26 protein-coding genes are annotated in these 23215 nt (G+C 72.1%); 21 read left to right on the forward strand and 5 right to left on the reverse strand.

Annotated features, from left to right (window positions below; translation table 11 throughout):
• Positions 1-82: 82 nt before the first annotated feature.
• On the forward strand, positions 83-472 hold the full coding sequence (locus NE234_RS26355; protein WP_252783323.1) for a tautomerase family protein: 390 nt from the start codon (positions 83-85) through the stop codon (positions 470-472).
• Here NE234_RS26355 and NE234_RS26360 read toward each other — a convergent pair.
• Positions 469-1179 (reverse strand): GNAT family N-acetyltransferase, encoded by a 711-nt coding sequence (locus tag NE234_RS26360; RefSeq protein ID WP_252783324.1) that lies wholly within the window; start codon positions 1177-1179, stop codon positions 469-471. The two genes, NE234_RS26355 and NE234_RS26360, sit on opposite strands and share 4 nt — an antisense overlap.
• 113 nt (positions 1180-1292) lie before the next feature.
• Positions 1293-2189, reverse strand: a complete 897-nt coding sequence (locus NE234_RS26365) for a helix-turn-helix transcriptional regulator (protein WP_252783325.1) — start codon at positions 2187-2189, stop codon at positions 1293-1295.
• Positions 2190-2354: 165 nt separating this feature from the next.
• Between NE234_RS26365 and NE234_RS26370 the strand changes: the two genes are divergently transcribed.
• From NE234_RS26370 to NE234_RS26420, 11 genes are all read left to right on the forward strand, one after another.
• Entirely contained in the window at positions 2355-2693 is a 339-nt protein-coding gene (locus tag NE234_RS26370; RefSeq protein WP_252783326.1) for a carboxymuconolactone decarboxylase family protein, read from the forward strand.
• Positions 2694-2754: 61 nt separating this feature from the next.
• Positions 2755-3162 (forward strand): (R)-mandelonitrile lyase, encoded by a 408-nt coding sequence (locus NE234_RS26375; protein ID WP_252783327.1) that lies wholly within the window; start codon positions 2755-2757, stop codon positions 3160-3162.
• Positions 3163-3334: 172 nt separating this feature from the next.
• Positions 3335-3532: a hypothetical protein gene (locus NE234_RS26380; RefSeq protein WP_252783328.1), complete on the forward strand. Its 198-nt coding sequence runs from the start codon at positions 3335-3337 to the stop codon at positions 3530-3532.
• On the forward strand, positions 3532-4398 hold the full coding sequence (locus NE234_RS26385) for a PhzF family phenazine biosynthesis protein (RefSeq protein WP_252783329.1): 867 nt from the start codon (positions 3532-3534) through the stop codon (positions 4396-4398). Before NE234_RS26380 ends, NE234_RS26385 begins: the two co-directional genes overlap by 1 nt.
• Before the next feature lie 183 nt (positions 4399-4581).
• Positions 4582-5931 carry a replication-associated recombination protein A gene (locus NE234_RS26390; RefSeq protein WP_406567072.1) on the forward strand — a complete coding sequence of 450 codons (1350 nt, stop codon included), beginning with the start codon at positions 4582-4584 and terminating at the stop codon, positions 5929-5931.
• A gap of 111 nt (positions 5932-6042) precedes the next feature.
• Complete coding sequence (locus NE234_RS26395; RefSeq protein ID WP_252783330.1) at positions 6043-6417, forward strand: DUF948 domain-containing protein; 375 nt, start codon at positions 6043-6045, stop codon at positions 6415-6417.
• A complete protein-coding gene (locus NE234_RS26400) occupies positions 6414-6656 on the forward strand; it encodes a hypothetical protein (RefSeq protein ID WP_252783331.1) in 243 nt (80 codons plus the stop codon). Before NE234_RS26395 ends, NE234_RS26400 begins: the two co-directional genes overlap by 4 nt.
• Complete coding sequence (gene alaS, locus NE234_RS26405; RefSeq protein WP_252783332.1) at positions 6656-9322, forward strand: alanine--tRNA ligase; 2667 nt, start codon at positions 6656-6658, stop codon at positions 9320-9322. Before NE234_RS26400 ends, alaS begins: the two co-directional genes overlap by 1 nt.
• Entirely contained in the window at positions 9319-9777 is a 459-nt protein-coding gene (gene ruvX, locus NE234_RS26410) for a Holliday junction resolvase RuvX (RefSeq protein WP_252783333.1), read from the forward strand. The genes alaS and ruvX overlap by 4 nt, the downstream gene beginning before the upstream one ends.
• Entirely contained in the window at positions 9774-10946 is a 1173-nt protein-coding gene (gene mltG / locus NE234_RS26415) for an endolytic transglycosylase MltG (protein ID WP_252783334.1), read from the forward strand. The genes ruvX and mltG overlap by 4 nt, the downstream gene beginning before the upstream one ends.
• Positions 10943-11722, forward strand: coding sequence for a shikimate dehydrogenase (locus tag NE234_RS26420; RefSeq protein ID WP_252783335.1), 780 nt, complete (start codon positions 10943-10945; stop codon positions 11720-11722). Before mltG ends, NE234_RS26420 begins: the two co-directional genes overlap by 4 nt.
• On the opposite strand, the gene NE234_RS26425 is transcribed toward NE234_RS26420, so the two are convergent.
• Positions 11717-12733, reverse strand: a complete 1017-nt coding sequence (locus NE234_RS26425; protein WP_252783336.1) for a hypothetical protein — start codon at positions 12731-12733, stop codon at positions 11717-11719. The genes NE234_RS26420 and NE234_RS26425 overlap by 6 nt on opposite strands.
• Positions 12730-13062 carry a PadR family transcriptional regulator gene (locus tag NE234_RS26430; RefSeq protein ID WP_252783337.1) on the reverse strand — a complete coding sequence of 111 codons (333 nt, stop codon included), beginning with the start codon at positions 13060-13062 and terminating at the stop codon, positions 12730-12732. The genes NE234_RS26425 and NE234_RS26430 overlap by 4 nt, the downstream gene beginning before the upstream one ends.
• Positions 13063-13141: 79 nt before the next feature.
• On the opposite strand from NE234_RS26430, the gene NE234_RS26435 reads away from it, so the two are divergent.
• The 5 genes from NE234_RS26435 to NE234_RS26455 all read left to right on the forward strand — a co-directional run bounded on the left by NE234_RS26435 (position 13142) and on the right by NE234_RS26455 (position 16545).
• A complete protein-coding gene (locus tag NE234_RS26435; protein WP_252783338.1) occupies positions 13142-14011 on the forward strand; it encodes a putative RNA methyltransferase in 870 nt (289 codons plus the stop codon).
• 205 nt (positions 14012-14216) lie between these two features.
• On the forward strand, positions 14217-14864 hold the full coding sequence (gene infC / locus NE234_RS26440; RefSeq protein WP_256514162.1) for a translation initiation factor IF-3: 648 nt from the start codon (positions 14217-14219) through the stop codon (positions 14862-14864).
• A 150-nt stretch (positions 14865-15014) separates the two neighbouring features.
• Entirely contained in the window at positions 15015-15209 is a 195-nt protein-coding gene (rpmI, locus tag NE234_RS26445) for a 50S ribosomal protein L35 (protein WP_252783340.1), read from the forward strand.
• Positions 15210-15322: 113 nt separating this feature from the next.
• The gene (gene rplT / locus NE234_RS26450) at positions 15323-15700 is read left to right on the forward strand and encodes a 50S ribosomal protein L20 (RefSeq protein WP_252783341.1); all 378 of its coding nucleotides are present in this window, start codon (positions 15323-15325) and stop codon (positions 15698-15700) included.
• A 20-nt stretch (positions 15701-15720) separates the two neighbouring features.
• On the forward strand, positions 15721-16545 hold the full coding sequence (locus tag NE234_RS26455) for a TrmH family RNA methyltransferase (protein ID WP_252783342.1): 825 nt from the start codon (positions 15721-15723) through the stop codon (positions 16543-16545).
• Positions 16546-16641: 96 nt separating this feature from the next.
• Here NE234_RS26455 and NE234_RS26460 read toward each other — a convergent pair whose 3' ends face one another.
• Complete coding sequence (locus NE234_RS26460) at positions 16642-17397, reverse strand: sulfite exporter TauE/SafE family protein (protein WP_252783343.1); 756 nt, start codon at positions 17395-17397, stop codon at positions 16642-16644.
• A gap of 493 nt (positions 17398-17890) precedes the next feature.
• Between NE234_RS26460 and NE234_RS26465 the strand changes: the two genes are divergently transcribed.
• From NE234_RS26465 to pheT, 4 genes are all read left to right on the forward strand, one after another.
• Positions 17891-18223: an STAS domain-containing protein gene (locus tag NE234_RS26465; RefSeq protein WP_252783344.1), complete on the forward strand. Its 333-nt coding sequence runs from the start codon at positions 17891-17893 to the stop codon at positions 18221-18223.
• A gap of 120 nt (positions 18224-18343) precedes the next feature.
• Positions 18344-19438: a sensor histidine kinase gene (locus NE234_RS26470; RefSeq protein WP_406567076.1), complete on the forward strand. Its 1095-nt coding sequence runs from the start codon at positions 18344-18346 to the stop codon at positions 19436-19438.
• A gap of 125 nt (positions 19439-19563) precedes the next feature.
• Positions 19564-20673, forward strand: a complete 1110-nt coding sequence (gene pheS / locus NE234_RS26475; protein ID WP_252783345.1) for a phenylalanine--tRNA ligase subunit alpha — start codon at positions 19564-19566, stop codon at positions 20671-20673.
• Complete coding sequence (gene pheT / locus NE234_RS26480) at positions 20673-23153, forward strand: phenylalanine--tRNA ligase subunit beta (RefSeq protein ID WP_252783346.1); 2481 nt, start codon at positions 20673-20675, stop codon at positions 23151-23153. Before pheS ends, pheT begins: the two co-directional genes overlap by 1 nt.
• Positions 23154-23215 lie beyond the last annotated feature (62 nt).

The raw sequence follows: 23215 nt of genomic DNA on the forward strand, positions 1-23215 counted from the left end.
GTATCGTCAGCGGTCCGCTCCTTGTACCTACTAGTATGTACAAGGGTCGCATCAGGAGCGCGCTCGAGGAAGGACCGCTGACATGCCGTTCGTGCGCATCGACGCGCTGGGAGCCGACAAGGATCGGCTCGAAGCGCTGGGCCGGGCCGTGCACGAGGCCCTGGGGGAGACGATGGGGTTCCCGCCCGACGACCGGTTCCAGGTGCTGACCGGGCACGACGGTACGAGCAGCACACTGCGGTACGACGACTACCTCGGAGTGCGCCGGGACGATGGAGTCGTCTACATCACGATCACCCTGCGCTCCGGGCGTCCGCCCGAGCAGAAGCGGGCGCTCTACCGGCGGATCGCCGACCTCGCCCACGAGTACGCCGGGACGGAGCCGCGGAACGTCCTCATCGCGCTCACCGAGAACGAGTCGATCGACTGGTCGTTCGGCCGCGGGGTGGCGCAGTACGCGCCGGGAGACTAAGCCGGGAGGCGTCCGCTGGTGCGGGCCTCATCGTCGAAGCCGAGCCGGTCGTACAGCCGCATGGCCGCCGTGTTCTCCGCGTAGACCCCCAGCCCCACCCCGTCGTGGCCCTCCGCGAGCAGCCGGCGCATCGCCCACGTCGTGATCGACGCGCCCAGCGCCCGGCGGCGGGCCTCCGGGCGCACCGCGATCGCCGCCACCTGGCCGACCTCCGGAGAGGTCGTCGTGTCGGCGAGACAGGCCAGGATTCCGCCGTCCTCGCCCCTCACGGCCGCCCAGCGGCGGGCCCTGCCGTCACGAGGCCAGACCGACCAGTCCGGACCCGTGCGCTTCAGCAGGTCCGTGATCGCGTCGGTGTCGCCATGCCAGTCGACCAGGTCCTCGCCGGGCCGTCGCGGCGGCGCCTCGTACGCGACCCGCCACTGCCAGTCGACCGGGTCCGCCAGCGGCAGCGGGGTGCCGCGCGGCACGTTGACGTACACGTTCGCGGGCAGCTCACCGCGCAGCCCGGCCAGCAGGCCGGCCACCGCCTCGGGTGTGCCCAGCCCCACGACCCGCCGGACCGTGGCACGGTCGGGGTTCAGGTGCAGGAACGCGACCGCTCCGTCCGCACGCCAGGCCCTGCCGCGTCGCTCGGGGTGCACACTGCGGATCAGAGGGTGGCCTCCGGTGATCGCCAGGAGGTCGTCGATCGAGGAGGGGGTCACGCCGCCCAGGCTAACGCCGCCCCCGCCCGACCGGATCACGGCCCCGCCGCCGGTGAGCCCCCGGACCGTGACGGTCCGTTCGCGCCCCATCGATCCTGAAATCCGAACATCGATCAGCCGTCCGACGTGCGGGCCTGGTCCTCCGGCCGGGCCGGCCGCGTCCGGTCGGAGGTGGCGGCCCAGGCGGCGAGCAGGCTGAGCGCGTCGTGGGCCGGGGTGCCGGGTTCGGCGCTGAAGGCGGTGAGGGTGAGACCGGGGTCGGCGGGCAGGGGCATCGCCTCGAAGGGGAGGGTGAGGTCGCCGACGACGGGGTGGTGGAAGTTCTTGACGCCGGTGTGGTGCAGACGGACGTTGTGCGCGGCCCACCGGGTGCGGAAGTCCTCGCTGCGGGTGGCGAGTTCGCCGATGAGGTCGGTGAGGGGGCGGTCGTACGGATCCCGGCCGGCCTCGGTGCGCAGCAGGGCCACGGTGGTGTGGGCGGACTCCTCCCAGTCGGGGTAGAAGTCGCGGGCGCGGGGGCTGAGGAAGCGGAACAGGGCGAGGTTGACGGGCCGGACCGGGTCGTCGAAGACCGGTGAGTACAGGGCGCGGCCGAGGCGGTTGGACGCGACGATGTCCAGCCGCCCGTTGCGGACGTACGCGGCCGTGTCGGTCATCGAGTCCAGCAGGTGCTGGATGCCGGGCCGGATCTGCTGCTGCGCGCGGCGGCGGCGGGCGCGGGGGGTGGCGTTGGCGGTCCGGGCGAGGTCGAACAGGTGGGCGTGCTCGGCCTCGTCCAGCTGCAGGGCGCGGGCGAGGGACTCCAGGACGCTCTCGGAGACCCCGCCGAGGTTGCCCCGCTCCAGGCGGGCGTAGTACTCGGCGCTGACGCCGGCGAGCATGGCGACCTCCTCGCGGCGCAGGCCGGGAACGCGCCGGTGGCCGCCGTAGGCGGGCAATCCGGCCTGCTGTGGGGTGATCTTGGCTCGCCGCGAGGCCAGGAACTCGCGGACCTCCCGGCGGTTGTCCATGTCTTCCGAGGTTAGGCGGGTTCCGAAGGTCGTGGGGTGTTCTGTCAGTACACCGAACGGCAGGAACTCCCTCCCCGGCCCGGCCGGCGGTTTCCTGGTCGATGCCCGGGGTGCGCGGCCCGCCGCCTCCCGGCCCCCGCGACCGGCACATCGAAAGGCATGACGATGACAGAGAGCACGCAGCCCTCAGGCGCCCGTACGCTGCTCGGCGAATTCGCGCCCAAGCTGGTGGAACTGACCGATGAAGTCCTGTTCGGGGACGTGTGGGAGCGCCCGGGGCTGTCCCCGCGCGACCGGAGCCTGGTCACCGTCACCACGCTGGCGGCGCTGTGCCGCACCGAACAGCTGGACTTCCACCTGCGCACGGCGCTGAAGAACGGCCTGAGCAAGGATGAGCTGGTCGAGGCCCTTACCCACCTGGCCTTCTACGCCGGCTGGCCGAGCGCCATGAGCGCGGTGACCCGGCTGAAGAGCATCGTCGAGGAGACCGGCCCGGCCGCCTGACCACCCCGCCCGTGACCCGGCCGCGCGGCCTGCGCGGCGGTGTACCGACCAAGGAGATTCGATGGAGATCCTGAAGCAGCCCCCGACGATGAAGCTGCCCGGGCAGTGGTTCACCGGTGACGCCTGGGCGGACGTGATCTACCGGGGTGAGGAGCCCTCTCGTGCGCGGGCGAACATGGTCCGCTTTGCGCCCGGCGCCCGGACCGCCTGGCACTCCCACGGCCTGGGCCAGACCCTCTACATCGTGGAGGGGACGGCCCTGATCCAGACCCGCGGCGGCGAGATCCTCGAAGCCCGCCCCGGGGACGTGATCTGGACGCCGCCGGGCGAGGAGCACTGGCATGGTGCCGCCCCCGACCGGTTCATGGTCCACCTGGCGCTGTGGGAGACCGACGACGTCGACTGGCTGGAGCACGTCACCGACGATGAGTACGCCGGCCCCCGTCTCGGCACCCGCACCCGTCCCTGACCGAGGCGACGACCGAGGGGTGAGGCGGTAGCCGGAGTCGTGCAGGGCGGCCGGACGGGCGACGGTCGGTTCGCCGAACCGGGTGCTGAGCACGCTGGAGGACACGCGCTCGTAGCGGGTGGAGTTCGTCGAAGCATCATGGTGATTCGGAAATCGAAGCAAGGGGGCTCGAATGCCGGGCATCGAACCGCTCAATCCGCCCTACCCCGCCTCCGCCGGCCGGGCGCTCCGCCGGTGGACGTCCCCAGGCGTGCCGTACGCGCCGCTCACGCTGTTCCGCGTCCTGCGCCGCGAGGTCGCCCCGTTCCCCGGATCGCCGGAACCGCCTCGGCGGGCCGAAGCCGAGCGGTCCGGCGGGAAGGACCTGTGATGAGCGCGGACGGGTCGCGGATCACGATCGTCCACGCGTGCCTGCGCGACGGGCGAGGCGGCAGTCCGACCGCGGTGATGGAGGAGGCGCCGTTGACCGACGGCGAGCGCCGCCGCGTGCCGGTCCTGATGGGCACCTCGCACGCGGTCTTCGTCTCCGCGCACGACGGACCCGATGGGCCCGCGGCAGCCCTCCGATTCTTCACCGCCGAAGGGGAACTGCCCGCGTGCGGTCACGGAACGGTCGCGGCCCTGGCCTTCCTCGCCGAACGCGCCGGGGGCGGGGAGCACCGGACGACGCTGCACACGTCGGGACGCGCCTTCGCCGGCCGGGCCGTGCCGCAGAACGGGACGATCACGGCCTCCTTCGACACCGGCCCCGTCGACCTGCGTGAGCCCACCGCGATCGAACGTGACCTCGTCCTGCCGGCCCTCGACGTCACCCCGGACATCCTCATGCCCGGTACGCGGATCGCCGCGGTGGGAAGGCCGCGGTTGCTGATCCCCGTCGCCACGCGCTCGGCACTGGCCGCGCTCGACCCGGATCAAGAACGACTCCGCGCCGCCTGCGACAGACTCGGCCTCCTGGGCTGCTACGTCTACTCCATGCCGGAGTCCACCGGCCGGGCCGCGGCCCGCATGTTCGCGCCCTCGATCGGCGTCCCCGAGGACATCGCCAACGCCAACAGCACCGCCTGCCTCGCCGCCGACCTGGCCGACCGGGGGGTCACCGGCGTCACCGTGGACATGGGGGACCGCCTCGGCACTCCTTCGACGATCACCGCCACCACGCGGCCCGGCCCGCCGGGCCCCCTGGTCCGCCTGAGCGGTGCCGCGCGGATCACACGCGTCCTCTGCCTGCCGTGACCGACCGAGGGCGTGACCGCCGATCGCACCGGATCACGACCCTGCTGCGGGCGGGACCGGGGACGTACCGGAACCTCTTGCCGATCACGGGGAGATCGGCCGTCGTGCGGGTACTCCCCGGGAGCGTCGTGGTGATCGCCTCCGTCGCGCTGAGCGGCCTCGGCGAACGGATAGTGTCGAGGCGTGGTGCGCAGGGAAACTGAACAGGCCGACAGCCTCTTCGACACGCCCGCCGAAGAGGCGCAGCAGGCCAACGCGCCGCTGGCGGTACGGATGCGCCCGCGGGGCCTCGACGAGGTCGTCGGCCAGGAGCATCTCCTCGGCCCCGGCACCCCGCTGCGCCAGCTGGTCGAGCGGGACGTCCCCATGTCGCTGGTGCTGTGGGGGCCGCCCGGCACCGGCAAGACCACCCTCGCGTACGTCGTCAGCCAGGCGACCGAACGCCGGTTCGTGGAGATCTCCGCGGTCTCCGACGGCGTCAAGCAGGTCCGCGCCGCCATCGACGTGGCAAAGCGCGAGCTGGGCATGGGCGGCCGGCAGACCGTGCTGTTCGTCGACGAGGTGCACCGGTTCAACAAGGCCCAGCAGGACGCCCTGCTGCCCGCCGTCGAGAACCGCTGGGTGTCCTTCATCGGCGCGACCACCGAGAATCCCTTCTTCTCCGTCATCAGCCCCCTGCTGTCCCGCTCCCTCCTGCTGACGCTCCAGCCGCTCGCGGACGACCGGCTCCGCGAGGTGATCCGCCGGGCTCTGACCGACGAGCGCGGCCTCGGCGGCGCGGTGAAGCTCGCCGAGCCCGCCGAGGACCACCTCGTACGCCTCGCGGGCGGGGACGCGCGCCGGGCGCTGACGTACCTGGAGGCCGCCTCGTACGTCGCCCCGAACGGCGCGCCGATCGACGTCGACGTCCTGGAGAAGGCGGTCGACCGGGCGGCGGTCCGCTACGACCGCGAGGGCGACCAGCACTACGACGTGGTCAGCGCGTTCATCAAGAGCATCCGCGGGTCCGACGTCGACGCGGCGCTGCACTACCTCGCCCGCATGATCGAGGCCGGTGAGGACCCGCGCTTCATCGCCCGGCGGCTGATCGTCCACGCGAGCGAGGACATCGGCATGGCCGACCCCACGGCCCTGCAGACGGCGACGGCCGCCGCGCACGCCGTGGAGTTCGTCGGCCTGCCGGAGGCCCGCATCAACCTCGCCCAGGCGGTGATCCACCTGTCCCTGGCGCCCAAGTCCAACGCCGTGATCACGGCGATCACCGAGGCGAGCGCCGACGTACGGCGAGGGCTGGTCGGCCCGGTGCCGCCGCACCTGCGCGACGCGCACTACAAGGGCGCGGCCAAGCTCGACCACGGGAAGGGCTACCGCTACGCCCACGACTTCCCCGGCGGAGTGGTCGAACAGCAGTACGCTCCGGACGCCGTGGCGGGCCGGGAGTACTACCATCCGACCAGGCACGGCATGGAGGCGCGCTTCTCCGACGTGGTGGAGCGGCTCCGCGCCGTGCTCCGCGGCAGGCGCGCCGACTGAGCCCGCGCCGTCGGCGGGTGACGGCATGGTCGCCTGGGCGCGTTTTCGCAAGCCCGGGACGGTAAGGTCGGTCCGACCGAGTTCTCCGCGACCACAGGAGGAGGAAGCCGCATGCTGACGGGCGAACAGCTGGCCGGGCTGATCGTGGCCATGTTCTGGGCGATACTCGTCTCCTTCCTCGCCTACGTGCTCTTGAAACTCGCCCGGTTGCTGACCGAGGCGACCAAGACGGTGGCCGAGCTCGGCGACCGGACCGCCCCGCTGCTGGACGACATGACCGGCACGGTGGAGCGGGCCAACGAGCAACTGGACCGGGTCGACGTGATCACCAAGAACATGGGCAGCGTCAGCCAGAACGCCGCCGCGGTCAGCACCACCGTCACCTCGATCGTCGGCGGCCCTCTCGTGAAGGCCGCGGCGTTCTCCTATGGTGTCCGTAAGGCCATCGGCTCCCGTGGCCACGGCAACCAGGACGGCAAGCGATGATCCGGCGACTCTTCTGGCTGTCGCTGGGCACCGCGTTCGGCGCCTGGTCGGCGTTCCGGCTCAAGCGGGCGGTGCGCGCCGTCCTGCCGGGCAGCCTCGCCCACCAGGCCACCGGGCTCGGCCGGACCGTACGAGGGTTCGCCGGCGACGTCCGCGTCGCGATGAACCACCGCGAGGAAGAACTGCGCGACGCCCTGCGCCTCGACGCACACTCCGATACTGACAAGGACCTGCACTGATGGAGTCGGCAGAGATCGCCCGCCGTTTTCTCCGCTTCTTCGAGGAGCGCGGCCACACCGTGGTTCCCTCGGCCAGCCTGATCGCCGAGGACCCCACGCTGTTGCTGGTCAACGCGGGCATGGTGCCCTTCAAGCCGTTTTTCCTCGGCCAGCGGACCCCGCCGTACCCTCGGGCCACCAGCGTCCAGAAGTGCATCCGGACCCCGGACATCGACGAGGTCGGCAAGACCACCCGGCACGGCACGTTCTTCCAGATGCTGGGCAACTTCTCCTTCGGGGACTACTTCAAGGAGGGGGCGATCCCATTCGCGTGGGATCTGCTGACCCGGTCGGAGGCCGACGGCGGGTTCGGGTTCCCGGAGGACCGGCTGTGGGCCACCGTCTACCACGACGACGACGAGGCCTTCGAGATCTGGCACAAGAAGGTCGGCCTGCCCGAGGAGCGCATCCAGCGCCGCGGCATGGCCGACAACTTCTGGTCGATGGGCGTGCCCGGCCCCTGCGGTCCCTGCTCGGAGATCTACTACGACCGCGGCCCCGAGTACGGCCGTGAGGGCGGTCCGGTCGCCGACGAGGACCGCTACCTCGAGGTCTGGAACCTCGTCTTCATGCAGTTCGAGCGGGGCCCCGGCGCGGGCAAGGAGGGCTGGCCGATCCTCGGCGAGCTCCCCGCCAAGAACATCGACACCGGCATGGGCCTGGAGCGCATGGCGGCGATCCTCCAGGGCGTCGACAACATCTACGAGATCGACACCATGTGGCGGATCCTCGACCGCGCCGCCGACCTCACCAAGACCAAGTACGGCCGCGACGCACGGGCCGACGTGTCCCTGCGCGTGATCACCGACCACGTCCGCAGCGGCACGATGATGGTCGCCGACGGCGTGGTGCCCTCCAACGAGGGCCGCGGCTACGTCCTGCGGCGCATCCTGCGCCGCAGCATCCGGCACCTGCGGCTCCTCGGCGCCGGCGACGACCGTTACCTGCACGAGCTGACCGCCGCCGCGATCGACGGAATGGGCGAGACCTACCCGGAGCTGCGCTCCGACGCCGCCCACATCCACACGGTCATCGACGCCGAGGAGCAGTCGTTCCTCGCCACGCTCCGCACCGGCACCGCCATCTTCGACGCCTCGGTGGAGGAGAGCAAGCGCCGCAAGGAGTCGACGCTGTCGGGCAGGCAGGCGTTCACGCTGCACGACACCTACGGCTTCCCGATCGACCTCACCCTCGAGATGGCGGCCGAGCAGGGCCTGTCCGTCGACGAGAACGAGTTCCGCCGCCTGATGGACGAGCAGCGGCAGCGCGCCAAGGCCGACGCCGCCGCCAAGAAGACCGGCAACCTCGACGTGTCCGTGCTGGGCGGCCTCCTGGAGCAGACCGGCTCGGTGCAGTTCACCGGATACGACGCGGTCGCCGGCGAGGCTCGGGTGGTCGGCCTGATCGTCGGCGGCGCCAGCGTGCCGTCGGCGGGCCAGGGCAGCGAGGTCGAGGTCGTGCTCGACCGCACCCCGTTCTACGCCGAGGGCGGCGGCCAGCTCGCCGACCAGGGCGTCATCCGGTTCGGCAACGGCGCCGAGGTCGAGGTCCTCGACGTCCAGACGCCGCTGTCCGGCCTGATCGTGCACCGCGGCCGCGTCCGCAGCGGCGAGGCGCAGACGGGTGACACGGCGTACGCCGAGATCGACGTGGAGCGGCGCCGGGCGATCTCCCGCTCGCACACGGCCACGCACATGGTCCACCGCGGGTTCCGCAACGCGCTCGGCGAGTCGGCCGCCCAGGCCGGTTCGGAGAACGCCCCGGGCCGGTTCCGGTTCGACTTCACCGCCTCGGGCGCCGTTCCGCTCAGCGTCCTGCGCGACGTCGAGGACGAGGTCAACGCGATCCTCATCGACGACCTCGGCGTGCACGCCTCGGTCCACCCGATCGACGAGGCGCGCAAGATGGGCGCGCTCGCCCTGTTCGGCGAGAAGTACGGCGACGAGGTCCGCGTCGTCGAGATCGGCGAGTACTCCCGCGAGCTCTGCGGCGGCACCCACGTCGCGCGCTCCGGCCAGCTCGGACTGATCAAGGTGCTCGGCGAGCAGTCGATCGGCGCGGGCGTGCGCCGCGTCGAGGCGCTCGTCGGCATCGACGCCTTCCGGTACCTCGCCAAGGAGAGCGTCCTCGTCGCTCAGCTGTCCGAGCAGCTGAAGACCCGGCGCGAGGAGCTCCCGGAGCGGATCTCCGGAGTGGTCACGCGGCTGCGCGAGGCCGAGAAGGAGCTGGAGAAGATCCGCTCCCAGCAGGTCCTGCAGATCGCCGGTGAGCTGGCGGGCGGAGCCGAGGACGTCGGCGGCGTCGCCTTCGTCGCCCACCGGGTGCCCGACGGCACGAGCGCCGACGACCTGCGGCGGCTCGCCATGGACGTCCGCGGCCGCCTCTCGGGACGGCCGGCCGTCGTCATCATCGCGGGCGTGCCCAAGGACCGTCCCGTGATCGTCGTCGCGACCAGCGACGAGGCCCGCGCTCGCGGCCTCCGCGCGGGCGCGCTCGTCGGCGTCGCCGCCAAGGTCCTCGGCGGCGGCGGTGGCGGCAAGGACGACCTGGCGCAGGGCGGCGGCGCGAACCCCGGCGCCATCGACGAGGCCCTGGGCGCCGTCCGCCGGACCGTGGCGGCCACGTGAGACAAGGCGTGCGCATCGGCGTCGATGCGGGCAGCGTCCGCATCGGCGTCGCGCGCAGCGACCCCGGCGGCATCCTGGCCTCGCCCCTGGAGACCGTACGGGCGGGTAAAGGCGACATCGACCGGATCGTTCAGATCGTCGCTGAGAACGACGCGATCGAGGTGGTCGTCGGGCTGCCGACCTCTCTCTCCGGGCGAGAGGGACCGGCGGCCGCGACGGCCCGCCGGTTCGCGGAGAAGATCGCACAACGCCTGGAACCCGAGACGGTACGGCTGTTCGATGAGAGACTCACCACCGTGACAGCCGAAAGTGGCCTCCGGGACAAGGGAGTGCGCGGGCAGGCGCGGCGCAAGGTCGTCGACCAGGCGGCGGCCGCCGTGCTGCTGCAGGCGGCGCTCGAGGCCGAGCGCTTGACGGGCCGCCCCCCTGGGGAGACTGTCCAGGGGGACTCATGAGCGACGCAGACCTTGATTTCTTGCGCCAACTCTCCGAGCGCCAGCAGCGCCCGGAGCCTCCCGGCGATGCGCCACAGGCCCCTCGGTCCGGCCGGGGACGGCGCCGTAAGAAGACCCGCAAGGGCCGCAGGCTCGCGCCTCTCATCGCGATCGCCTTCCTGCTCGCGATCGTGTGCGGCGGCGGCTACATCGGCCTGACCACGATCAACGGCATGCTCAACCCGCCCGACTACAAGGGCGCGGGCACCGGCAGCGTCACCGTCTGGATCCATGAGGGCGACTCGGTCGCCCTCATGGCGAACCGGCTCAAGGATGCGGGGGTCGTCAAGTCGGTCGACGCGTTCATCAAGCTCGCGTCCAAGGACACCAGGGCGACGAGCATCCAGCCGGGCTACTACCACCTGCGCCGGCAGATGTCGGTGAAGTCGGCGCTCGACCTCCTGCTCAGCGACGCGTCCCGCGCCGGCCGCCTCACGATCCCCGAGGGCAAGCGGGTCGCACAGATCCTGCCGCTCCTGGCCAAGAAGACCCACATCCCGCTGAAGGACTTCCAGAAGGCCGCGAGCCATCCGGAGAAACTCGGCCTGCCGTCGTACGCCAAGGGCAAGCTCGAGGGCTACCTGTACCCCTTCACGTACGACCCGGACCCGAAGGCGACGGCGACGCAGGTCCTGCGCTCGATGGTCGACCAGTTCAAGAAGGTCGCCGTCGACGTCGACCTGGAAGCGAAGGCCCGTGACCTGGGCATGTCACCCGGTGACGTCGTCACGATCGCCAGCCTCGTCCAGGCCGAGAGCGGCCGGCCGGAGGACATGCCGAAGGTCGCCCGGGTCATCGACAACCGGCTCCACAGCTCGCAGCCGTGGATGAAGAAGCTCCAGCTCGACAGCACCGTGATGTACGCCCTGGGCAAGTACAACACCGTCGCCACCTACGCGGAGACGAAGACGAACAGCCCGTACAACACCTACATGGTCTCCGGTCTGCCGCCCGGCCCGATCGACAATCCGGGTGAGGTGGCGCTGAAGGCCGCGCTCGAGCCCGCGCCGGGCAACTGGCTGTACTTCGTGGCCACCGACCCGAAGAACAGGGTCACCAAGTTCACCTCGAGCTATGCCGAGTTCCAGAAGCTCAAGCAGGAGCTCGCCCGCAACACGGGGCACGGATGACGCGCGCCGCAGTCCTCGGATCGCCGATCGCGCACTCGCTGTCGCCGGCGCTGCACCGCGCCGCGTACGCCCAGCTCGGCCTCGACTGGACCTACGAGGCCGTCGAGTGCCGTGAGGATGACCTCCCCGGCCTGCTGGAGCGGCCGTGGGCGGGCCTGTCGCTCACGATGCCGCTGAAGCGGGCCGTGCTGCCGCTCCTCGACGAGGTGTCCGGGCTGGCCCGCGCGGTGGGCGGCGCCAACACGGTGGTCTTCCAGGAGGGCCGCCGGCTCGGTTACAACACCGACGTGTACGGGATGGTGACCGCGCTGACCAAGGCCGGCGTGCGATCGCCGGGGTCGGCCGCCGTGCTCGGCGGCGGCGCGACCGCGTGCTCGGCCCTCGCGGCCCTGCGCGACCTCGGCCTGCCGAAGGCCGTGATCGTCGTACGGAGCCCGGGGCGCGCCGCCGAGGCGGTATCGGCGGCCGATCGGCTGGGCGTCTCGGTGTCGGTGCAGACGTTCGCCGACGCGATGCCGCACGCGGACCTGATCGTCTCGACCCTGCCGGCCCACGCCGCCGACCCGTACGCCGAGGCGATCGCCGGGGCGACGGACGCCCTCTTCGACGTCGTGTACGCACCGTGGCCGACCGCCGCCGCCGAGGCCGTCGGCGGGCGCGGCGGCATCGTCGTGGGGGGGCTGCCGATGCTGGTGCACCAGGCCGCCCGCCAGGTCGAGCTCATGACCGGGCGCGCACCGGCTCCGGTGGAGGCGATGCGCGCCGCCGTGTCATGACGCGCTGCGGCGTCGTCCGCGAAACCGCGCGGCGAAGGCCCCGGCCATGATCGCCAGCAGTGCCGGGAAAACTGCGGTGAGCAGCGCGATGGACGCCGGGCCGATCATCGTGAACGTCGTGAACCACAGGGCCAGCGAGCCCAGCAGCGGCGACAGGGCGAGCAGGGCCACGGCGAAAGACCGCCGGCCGGATGCCGAGCGCGGACGGGCGCAGGAGACCAGGATCAGCGCGAGCGCGCCGACCGCCGGCACCCATCGCGGATCGTAGAGCAACGCCGACCGCACGGGGATGAGGCTGACGGACGCCGACCAAGAGGGCTCGTAGTGAGAGAAGGCCGGCCCCAGCAGCGCGCAGGCGAAGGTGGTGACGCCGACCAGCAGTGTGATGCCACGCCACCGGCCGAGCAGCGCGAGAGCGTGGCGGAGGCCGTCGGACAGAGATAGCGCCGAGGCTGCCAGGACCGCCAGGCCGAACCACATCAGGTTGCCCTCCACGTCACCGGCCTGCAGGGCGTAGCGGCCCTGCGCCACGGCCAGCCACGGCAGTTGGGACAACGCTGCGGCCCAGGCGAGACCGACGGCCGGACGACGCAGCCGCAGCAGGCTCAGCGCGCCGACGAGCGGCCACGGGGCCCACATCGGCCAGACCTGGGCGGGTTCCGGGAACAGGTCCGCGTAAGAGCGGCCCGAGTCGATGTCGAGCACGATGAAGCTCCTGGACGCCAGCACCGCCTCGTTCCGGAAGCAGGCGATCAGGGCGGTACACGCCAGCGCGGTCGTCACCAGGGCGAGCACGGCGAACGCGTCGCGCCAGACCGGGCCGCCGAGGGACCGGACCTCACGCCGCAGGCGGATCCGGACGGCTCCTCCGACGAGGTCGGCGGTGTCCCGGACGGTCGGGCGCTCCTGGCCGGGGCCGGCGGTGGCGAGGAGGACGCCGAGCATCTCCTCACGCCGGTCGGCCGGGTACAGCCGCAGCCAGCGGCGCAGGCGGTGTTCGAGGGGGCTCATGCGGATCCTCCCGCGAGGCGCAGGCGGGCGGTGGCGGTCTCGGCGTTGCGGCGCAGGCGCTCGGCCTCGGCGGAGAGACGCGCCGCGCCGGTCTCGGTGAGGCGGTAGTAGCGGCGCAACCGGCCCTCGACGACGTCCTCGCGGTCGATCTCCGCGAGACCGTCGGCGGTCAGCCGGTCGAGGGCCGCGTAGAGGGTCCCGGCCCGCAGGCGCACCCGCCCGTCGGAGATCCGCTCGACGTCGCCGATGATCCCGTAGCCGTGCTGCGGCCCGGCTGCCAGCGCCGTGAGGATCAGGAACGTCGGTTCCTGGAGGGGCCTGTGTTTCATGTCGTCGTTATATACCGATGATCGATACATCGACAAGCGTCGGGACGGACCGCCCGGCCGGCTGCCTCATCATGGGAGGGTGCTCGCCGACGTCGTTCCGTACATCCAGTGCCCGCTCTGCGCGGGTGACCTCGCCGTCGCGGGGACGGCCCTGCGTTGTTCCGCCGGGCACAGTTTCGACATCGCCCGGCAGGGTTACGCCAACCTGCTGACCGGCAAGGCGAATCTGGGCACCGCCGACACCCCGGAGATGGTCGCGGCGCGCGCCGACTTCCTCGGCGGTGGCCACTTCGCGCCGCTCGCCGAGCTGATCGCCGAACGCGCGGCCGCACTGGACCCCGGGGAGGGGTGCGTGCTGGACGCCGGCGCGGGTACGGGCCACTACCTCGCGGCCGTCCTGGACCGGCTGCCCGGTCGCCCCGGCGTGGCCCTCGACATCTCCAAGCACGCCCTGCGTCGCGCCGCGCGGGCGCATCCCCGGATCGGCGCCCTGGCGTGGGACGTGTGGCGGCCACTGCCCGTGCGCACGGGCGCGGTGTCGGTCCTCATCGACGTCTTCGCCCCGCGGAGCGGTGCGGAGTTCCATCGGGTGCTGCGGCCCGACGGCGCACTGATCGTCGCGACCCCGGCCGCCCACCACCTGGGTGAGCTGGTCGGGCGGCTCGGGTTGATCTCCGTGGACGAGCGGAAGGCCGACCGCGTGGCAGACTCGGTGGGGGAGCGCTTCGCCGCTGCCGGCACCTGGCCGCTGGAGGTTCCGCTGTCCCTGACGCACGCCGAGGTCCTGTCGCTCGTGGGGATGGGGCCGAGCGCCCGCCACACCGAACCGGGGGTCCTGCGGGCGCGGGTCGCGGCTCTCACCGAGCCGGTCCGGGTGACCGCGGCCTTCGAGGTGCGCGCCTTCGAGGCGCGGGAGGCTCGGGCCTTCGACGTACGGCCGGAAAGCTGATACTCTTGACTTTTGACTGGCCCGGCGCTCACGCGTCGGGCGCGCAAGCGGAGGTTACCTCCCACCTGATCGGCCGCGCTCCCTCGGGAGACGAGAGGCTGATGGGTTCCGGTCCGGCACGCTGCTGGCGTGCCCGCCTCGTCGGCTCTGGCCGTCGAGGCGTCCGGTGGTGGCCCTGCATGCGAGTCATGCGGGGCTTTTTCGTTTGAAAGGGCCAGGGGCATGGCCGGTCAGGACAGCTCGAAAGCCCCAAGGAGGTCCCATCAGCGCCGAACCGCGTATCAACGAGCGCATTCGCGTGCCCGAGGTCCGGCTCGTCGGTCCGAACGGCGAACAGGTCGGCATCGTGCCGATCGCCAAGGCACTCGACCTTGCCCGGGAGTCCGACCTCGACCTCGTCGAGGTCGCCCCGACCGCGAGGCCGCCCGTGGCCAAGCTCATGGACTACGGAAAGTTCAAGTACGAGTCCGCGATGAAGGCCCGCGATGCGCGACGTAACCAGGCGCACACGGTCATCAAGGAGATCAAACTCCGGCCGAAGATCGATCCGCACGACTACGGCACCAAGAAGGGCCACGTCGAGCGGTTCCTCAAGGCAGGTGACAAGGTCAAGGTCACGATCATGTTCCGTGGCCGCGAGCAGTCCCGGCCGGAGCTGGGCTTCCGGCTGCTGCAGCGGTTGGCGGAGGACGTCGAGGAGCTCGGCTTCGTCGAGTCGCGGCCCAAGCAGGACGGCCGCAACATGATCATGGTCCTCGGGCCGCACAAGAAGAAGAGCGAGGCGAAGGCCGAAGGCCCGCGGGCGACCGGTAGTCGGCTGCGGCGGCAGGAGGAGCACGGTTCCCCGGCCTGACCGGGCACTGCTCCGCCACGACCCTGCTCCCTGAGCGGGGTCGTCTCGCGATGAGGTATGCACACCCGCGCCTTTCCGGCGTCCGGCACTCCCCACGGAGTTGCGCACGCCCGGAGTGAGGTGCATGGACATAGGGAGACGTCGGCGACCATGCCGAAGATGAAGACGCACAGTGGTGCCAAGAAGCGTTTCAAGAAGACGGGCACCGGCAAGGTCATGCGCCGCCGCGCCAACCGCAACCACCTGCTCGAGCACAAGCCGACCAAGCGCACGCGCCGGCTCGACGGAGCGGTCGTCCTGTCGAAGAGCGACGAGAAGAAGATCAAGAAGCTGCTCGGCGACTGAGCCCGGCACCACCTGATCGCCGGGCTCCGGCACCTGTGCGGTGCCGGCAGTCCCGTTAGTCGAACGACCGGCCGGGTCTACGAGACACGGCCTCCACGAAGGAGTTTTAAGACGTGGCACGCGTGAAGCGGGCGGTCAACGCCGCCAAGAAGCGTCGGGTCGTCCTCGAGCGGGCGAGTGGCTACCGTGGCCAGCGGTCGAGGCTGTACCGCAAGGCCAAGGAGCAGCAGCTCCACTCGATGACGTACGCCTTCCGCGACCGGAAGGACCGCAAGGGCCAGTTCCGCCGTCTGTGGATCCAGCGGATCAACGCGGCGGCCCGCGCGAACGGCATGACGTACAACCGGTTCATCCAGGGCCTGCGCGAGGCCGGGGTCGAGGTCGACCGCCGCATGCTCGCCGAGCTCGCGGTGAACGACGCCGCGGCGTTCGCGGTCCTCGTCGAGACGGCCAAGAAGGCGCTGCCCGCCGAGGGCAGCGCGGCGGCCTGACCGAGCAGATAACGACGCTGATGGCGGGCCGCGAGCTGACCTCTACTCGATCACCACGGGTGAAGGCGGCTCGTCGGCTCGCCAAACGCGCCTTCCGCCGCCGTGAGCGGCGGTTCCTCGCCGAAGGCCCCCAGGCCGTACGCGAGGCCCTCGCGCTCGACGGAGTCCTCGCCGAGCTGTTCACCACCGCCGAGGCGGAGATCCGCCACCACGATCTGATCGCCCAGGCCGAGCGGTCCGGCGTCCCGATCTTCCGGGTGAGCGGTGAGGTCATGGCCGAGCTCGCCCAGACCGTCACGCCCCAGGGCCTGCTGGCCGTCTGCGCGTTCGTGGACGTCGACCTGCCCACGGTGCTCGAACCGCCGCCGCGGCTCGTGACCGTGCTGGCGCACGTGCGGGACCCCGGGAACGCCGGCACGGTGCTGCGCACCGCCGACGCCGCGGGCTCCGACTCCGTGATCTTCACCGACGCCTCCGTCGATCCGTACAACGGCAAGTGCGTACGCGCGTCGGCGGGCAGCCTGTTCCATCTGCCGGTCGTCGTCGGGCCGCGCTTCGACGTCCTCATTCCGGCGTTGAAGGAGTCCGGCCTCACCGTCCTGGCCGCCGACGGCGCGGGGAAGTGCTCCCTGGACGCCGCGCTGGACAACGGAACCCTCACCGGCCCGACCGCCTGGGTGTTCGGCAATGAGGCGTGGGGCCTGCCGGACGAGATCCTGGACGCGGTCGACGAGGTCGTGCGCGTCCCCATTTACGGCGGCGCCGAGAGCCTCAACCTCGCCACCGCCGCGGCCGTCTGCCTGTACGCCTCGGCCCGCGCCCAGCGCGCCGGCGAGCCGTCCTGACGGCCGCGCCCCGCGGACCGGTGGGCACTCCTGAGCCCCGGACCCTCGCCTGACGGCCGGGCCTCGCGGACCGGCCGACACTCCCGAGCCCGGCCCTCAGCGGAGGGCGAGCGCGACGGCCACTCCGAGCCCGAACGTCACGACGACGGCGCGCAGCACCCCCGGTGACATGCGGCGGGCCACACGGGCGCCGAGGAACCCGCCGGCCAGGCTGGTCACGGCCATGATCCCGACGGCCGGCCAGCGCACCGGGCCGAAGAGCGCGAAGGCGATGAGGGCCACCGTGTTGATCACCAGGGACAGCACGGCGCGGACGGCGTTGAGCCGCTGCAGGTGGTCGTGCACGAAGACGCCGAGCAGGCCGAGCAGCATGACGCCCAGTCCGGCGCCGAAGTACGCGCCGTAGGCACCTCCGACCAGCACCCCGCCGTGGAGCATCATCCGGTGCCCGTTCCCGGGGAGGCGCCGCGCCCTGTCGAGCCGGCGCTTCAGCCACGGCTGTGCGGCGAGGAGGACGCTGGCCAGCGCGATCAGCACGGGCACGAGCGCGGCGAACACCCCGGCCGGGGTGACCAGCAGCAGGACGCAGCCGGCGACGGCCCCGAGCACACCGGTCACGCTCAGCGCGATCACGCGTCCGCGCTGACCGTCCAGTTCCGCGCGGTAGCCCGCGACGCCCCCGACATAGCCGGGCCACAGCGCGACCGTGTTGGTCACGTTGGCCGCGATGTTCGGACACCCCACGGCCAGCAGAGCGGGGAACGAGATCAGCGATCCACCGCCGGCGATCGCGTTGACCCCTCCGGCCGCCATTCCGGCCGCGCCGAGCAGACCCATGTCGAGGAGGTCCACGTGCGGCTCCTTCCCGGGATGACGGGCCGGACGGGGGACCCCCGTTCGCGGTCGCGGAGAGTGGTGGGGTGGTCGATGCACTGTAGCGGGATGCCCGGGGATCGGCCGCACCCGGCCGATGACCGAGGGACGCGGAGCGACGCGTCACTCGTTCGGCGGAGGCCGGATGTGCCGTTCGATACCGAACGCAACAGTGATGTCTTCTCGCTGTAACAAAACGGCGTCCCGATTCGTTCATTGGACGAAAAGGCGACATGATCGGTGCTGTCGATTCCGTCGCGCCGGATCGGTGGGCCGGCCCGAGGCCGGCTCCGGCTTCCCGGCGACCGTCTCGGAGCCGACGTCTATTCCGATGAACGGGGCAAATAGGTTGGAAACGAACATAAGAGGCATTCCGCTGCCTCGCCGCCGCACGGCGGCGAGCTGCGAGAGGGGACCGGGCCGGTCCGCGTTGGCGCGCGGGGGCGCCCACCGGTGCCGGGCCGGGCGCGCGATGGCGGCCAGGGTCGTACGGCGGGACGGCGCGGCGGCGGTCGTGGCGATCGGCGGCGAGATCGACGTGCAGACGGCGGGGCGGCTGCGCACGGATCTCCTCGCCCTCATCGAGGGCGGCCACACGAACCTGGTCGCCGATTTCGGCGCCGTCAGCTTCTGCGACGCCGCCGGGCTCGGCGCGCTGGTCGCGGTGGGCAACCGGCTGCGCGAGAAGGGCGGCACGCTCCGGCTGGCGCGGGTGCGGCCCGCTCAGCGCCGGATTCTGCGAATCACTCGGCTCGACGAGCTGTTTCCGACGTATGACACGGTCGACGAGGCGTTCGGTAACTGAGGTCCGGGTGACATGCCAGGACATCCGTAATTAACGACACGGGCGTGGCGCTATTTACGTCGTCCGCACTAGAGTCAGGCCAGCACTGTCAATAGGGAGCCGGGGGAGGTGGCCGCGGTCGTGGGCGGATCGGTGCCGCGCGGCGTTGAGCCTCCCGCCGGCCAGGCGGCGCGGTGGGACGTCTCGCCCGACGCGCTGCCCGACGGGCTCATCGTGGCGGACGCCGACCGGCGGGTCGTGGTGTTCAACCGGGCCGCCGCCCGGTTGACCGGCATCCCGCGGGCCGAGGCACTCGGCCGTGACTTCGCCGACGTCCTGCCGCTGCGCGACGCCGACGGCCGCGACTGGTGGAAATGCCTCGACCCGTACGGCGGCCTGGCCACCCGCACCCGCCACCCGGAGCGGCCGCTCTACCTCGGCGAGGGGCCTGAGCTGCTCGTCACCGCCTCGTACGACCGCGAGCGGGACGGCACCGTCCGCCGCTTCACGATCGCGCTGCGCGACGCGGCCGAGCGTGCCCGGCACGAGCGCGGCCGCGCCGACCTCGTCTCCACCGTCGCCCACGAGCTGCGGTCCCCGCTGACGAGCGTCAAGGGCTTCACCGCCACCCTGCTGGCCAAATGGCACCGGTTCAACGACGACCAGAAGCGGGTCATGCTCGAGACGGTCAACTCCGACGCCGATCGCGTGACCCGGCTGATCACGGAGCTGCTGGACGTCTCGCGCATCGAGGCGGGCCGGCTGGAGATGCGCCGCCAGGTCGTCGACCTCGTCGAGGAGGCCCGCAAGATCATCGCCGGCCGGGTCGCCGCGGGCGACCCGGCGGACCGGTTCAAGCTGGAGGTCACCGGCGCGCTGCCGGAGATGTGGCTCGATCCGGACAAGATTGACCAGATCATTGGCAATCTCGTCGAGAACGCTCTGCGTCACGGGGCTGGTACCGTAACGATCGTGGTGGAGCCGGACGCGAACACGCGTGGAGCCGTCGTCGCCGTGCGCGACGAGGGCGAGGGCATCCCGCCCGAGGCGGCCCACCGTGTCTTCCGCCAGTTCTGGCGCGGCCACGGCCAGCCCCGCGGCGGCACCGGCCTCGGCCTCTACATCGTGAAGGGCCTCGTCGAGGCCCATGGCGGCACCATCGCCGTGCGGCGCGCCCCGAGCGGCGGCGCCGAGTTCCGATTTAGCCTGCCCGCCGGGGCTCCAGACTTCGCCTGAGAGCGCCGCGGGCTTCCCGAGCGGCCCGTCCTGCCATGATCGTCTGATGGCCGCCTCACGGGCCGCAGGCCGTGCGCCGACTAGACTCGATCGCCGTTCCGCCATTGCTGGAGTAACTGACACTCATGTCCGCACCCAACAAGTCATATGACCCCGTCGAGGTCACCGCGCTCCATCCGGACGAGGTGGCCCGCGCGCGCGACGAGGCCCTCGCCGCGATCAGGGCCGCCGCGAGCCTCGACGAGCTGAAGCAGGTCCGCCTCGCCCACGCCGGCGACCGCTCGCCGCTCGCGCTCGCCAACCGGGAGATCGGCGCCCTGCCGCCGCACGCCAAGGCCGAAGCGGGCAAACGCGTCGGCACGGCCCGCCGTGAGGTCTCCGAGGCGCTCAAGACCCGTCAGGCCGAGCTGGAGGAGGAGCGCGACCAGCGCGTCCTCGTCGAGGAGGCCGTCGACGTCACCCTGCGGTTCGACCGAAACCCGCGCGGTGCCCGCCACCCGGTGACCACCATCGCCGAGCGCATGGCCGACGTCTTCGTCTCCATGGGCTTCGAGCTGGCCGAGGGCCCCGAGGTCGAGGCCGAGTGGTTCAACTTCGACGCGCTCAACTTCCCGCCCGCCCACCCGGCGCGCGAGATGCAGGACACCTTCTTCGTCGAGTCCGAGGACTCCGGGCTGGTCCTGCGGACCCACACCTCGCCGGTGCAGATCCGCGCCCTGCTCACCCGTGAGCTGCCCGTCTACGTCGTGTGCACCGGCCGCACCTTCCGCACCGACGAGCTCGACGCGACGCACAGCCCCGTCTTCCATCAGATGGAGGGCCTCGTCGTCGACGAGGGCATCACGATGGCCGACCTGCGCGGCGCCATCGGCGCGTTCGTCACCGGAATGTTCGGCGCGGGGCTGAAGACCCGGTTCCGCCCGTACTACTTCCCGTTCACCGAGCCGTCAGCCGAGGTGGACATGCAGTGCTTCGTCTGCCGCGGCGCCTCGGCCGAGCCGGGCGGTGAGCCCTGCCGCACCTGCCGGTCCGAGGGCTGGATCGAGCTGGGCGGCTGCGGCATGGTCAACCCGCGGGTGCTGGTCGCCGCCGGGGTCGACCCGGAGCGGTACAGCGGCTGGGCGTTCGGCCTCGGCGTCGAGCGGACGCTGATGTTCCGGCACGGTGTCGAGGACATGCACGACATGTTCGAGGGTGACGTGCGCTTCACCCAGGCGTTCGGGATGGAGATCTGATGCGCGTCCCTGTTTCGTGGCTGCGGGAGTACGCCGAGCTGCCCGCCGAGGTCACCGCCCGTGACATCGCCCAGAAGCTGATCGCGGCCGGCCTGGAGGTCGAGTCCGTCGAGGCCGTCGGGCACGACGTGTCCGGCGTGATCACCGGCCAGGTGCTGGAGATCGAGGAGCTGACCGGCTTCAAGAAGCCGATCCGGTTCTGCCAGGTCGACGTCGGCGAGGCGGAGCCGCGCGGCATCGTCTGCGGCGCGACCAACTTCACCGTCGGCGACCGCGTCCCGGTCTCGCTGCCGGGGGCCGTCCTGCCCGGCGGCTTCAAGATCGCCGCGCGCAAGACGTACGGCCGGGTGTCCGACGGCATGATCTGCTCCGAGGCCGAGCTCGGCCTGGCCGAGAGCAGCCCCGGCATCCTCGTCCTGCCGGCGGACACGCCGCTCGGCGCCGACTTCGTCGAGCTGGCCGGGCTGCGCGACGAGGTGCTCGACATCGCGATCACGCCCGACCGCGGCTACACCGCGTCGATCCGCGGCGTGGCCCGTGAGGCGGCGACCGCGTTCGGCGTGCCGTTCCGCGACCCGGCCGACGCCGAGGTCCCGGCGGAGACCGGCGAGTCGTACCCCGCGAGCATCGCGGACCCGACCGCCTGTGACCGCTTCGTGCTGCGGGAGGTGCGCGGTTTCGCGCCGGACACGCCGTCCCCGCTGTGGATGCGGGTCCGGCTCGCCCGCGCCGGGATGCGCTCGGTGTCCCTGGCCGTCGACGTCACCAACTACCTCATGCTGGAGCTGGGCCAGCCGCTGCACGCCTTCGACCGGGCCAAGCTCACCGGCCCGATCGTCGTACGCCGCGCGGAGCCCGGCGAGCGGCTGGAGACCCTCGACCACGTCGTACGGGACCTGCACCCGGACGACGTTCTGATCACCGACGGATCGGGCCCGCTCTCGCTGGCCGGCACGATGGGCGGCCTGACCACCGAGATCGACGAGAAGTCGACCGACATGGTGATCGAGGGCGCGCACTTCTCGGCGAGCGACCTGGCGCGCCAGGGCCGCCGCCACAAGCTCAAGAGCGAGGCGCTGTACCGGTTCGAGCGCGGCGTCGACCGGGAGCTGCCGCTCGTGGCGACCCACCGGGCCGTGCGGATGCTCGCCGAGCTCGGCGGCGCGGAGATCCTTCCGGGGGTCACCCACGCCGAGGCGCCGGCGGAGAACGTCACGATCACGATCGCCGCGGACCACCCGGACCGCGTCGCGGGCGTCGCGTACGGCCGCGACACGGTGGTCAGGCGGCTCCGTGACGTGGGCTGCGAGGTCACCGGCGAGGACGTCCTGACCGTGACGCCGCCGTCCTGGCGTCCGGACCTGCGCGACCCGAACGACCTCGCCGAGGAGGTCATCCGGCTCGAGGGCTACGAGAACATCCCGGCCCGTGCGCCGCGCTCGGTGGCCGGCCGTGGCCTCACCCCGGCGCAGCGGCTGCGCCGCCGCGTCGGCCGCGCCCTCGCCTCGGCCGGATACCACGAGGTGATCGACTACCCGTTCGTGTCCGCGGCCGACTGGGACGCGCTGCAGCTGCCCGCCGACGACGCCCGCCGGCGCGCGCTGCGGCTGGCCAACCCGCTCACCGAGGAAGAGCCGTACCTCCGGACGACGCTGCTGCCGGCGATGCTGCGCACGCTGCACCGCAACCTCGGGCGCGGCTTCACCGACGTCGCCCTGTTCGAGACGGGCCTGGTCTACCGGCCTCGCCCGGACGCCCCGACGCCGCCCCGGCCGCCGGTCGACCGGGCACCCACCGCGGAGGAGCTCGCCGCGATCGAGGCGGCTCTGCCCGACCAGCCGCTGCGCGTCGCGGTCGTCCTGGCCGGAAGCCGGGAGCCGGCCGGCTGGTGGGGTGAGGGCCGCCCGGCGACTTGGGCCGACGCCATCGAGGCCGCGCGGATCGTCGCGGCCGAGGCGGGCGTCGAGCTGGAGGTCAAGGCGGACCGGCACGCGCCGTGGCACCCCGGCCGCTGCGCCGCGCTGTTCGCCGACGGGACGCTCGTCGGTCACGCGGGAGAGCTGCACCCCCGCGTGACCAAGGCGTTCGACCTGCCGGCCCGCGCCTGCGCCATGGAGCTCGAGCTGAGCGGGCTGGAGTCGAAGGCGGCCGGCGCGGTGCTCGCGCCGCACATCGCGACGTACCCGGTGGCCACCCAGGACATCGCGCTCACCGTGGCCCGGGACGTTCCCGCGGCCGAGGTGGAGGCCGCCCTGCGGGCGGGTGTCGAGGGACACGGCGCCACCGGGCTGCTCGAGTCGATCCGGCTGTTCGACGTCTACACGGGGGAGCAGGTCGGCGAGGGCAACAAGTCGCTGGCCTACACGCTGCGCTTCCGCGCTTCCGACCGTACGCTCACCGCCGAGGAGACGACCGCCGTCCGTGACGCCGCCGTCGCCGCGGCGGCCGAGCGGGTCGGCGCCGTCCTGCGCGGCGCCTGACGAGGGTCCGCGCCGTGGTCACGCACGCGTGACCACGGCGCGTCGCCCGCCGACGAGACCGT

The organism is Actinoallomurus rhizosphaericola (assembly GCF_024055675.1).
GTDB classification, from domain to species: domain Bacteria; phylum Actinomycetota; class Actinomycetes; order Streptosporangiales; family Streptosporangiaceae; genus Actinoallomurus; species Actinoallomurus soli.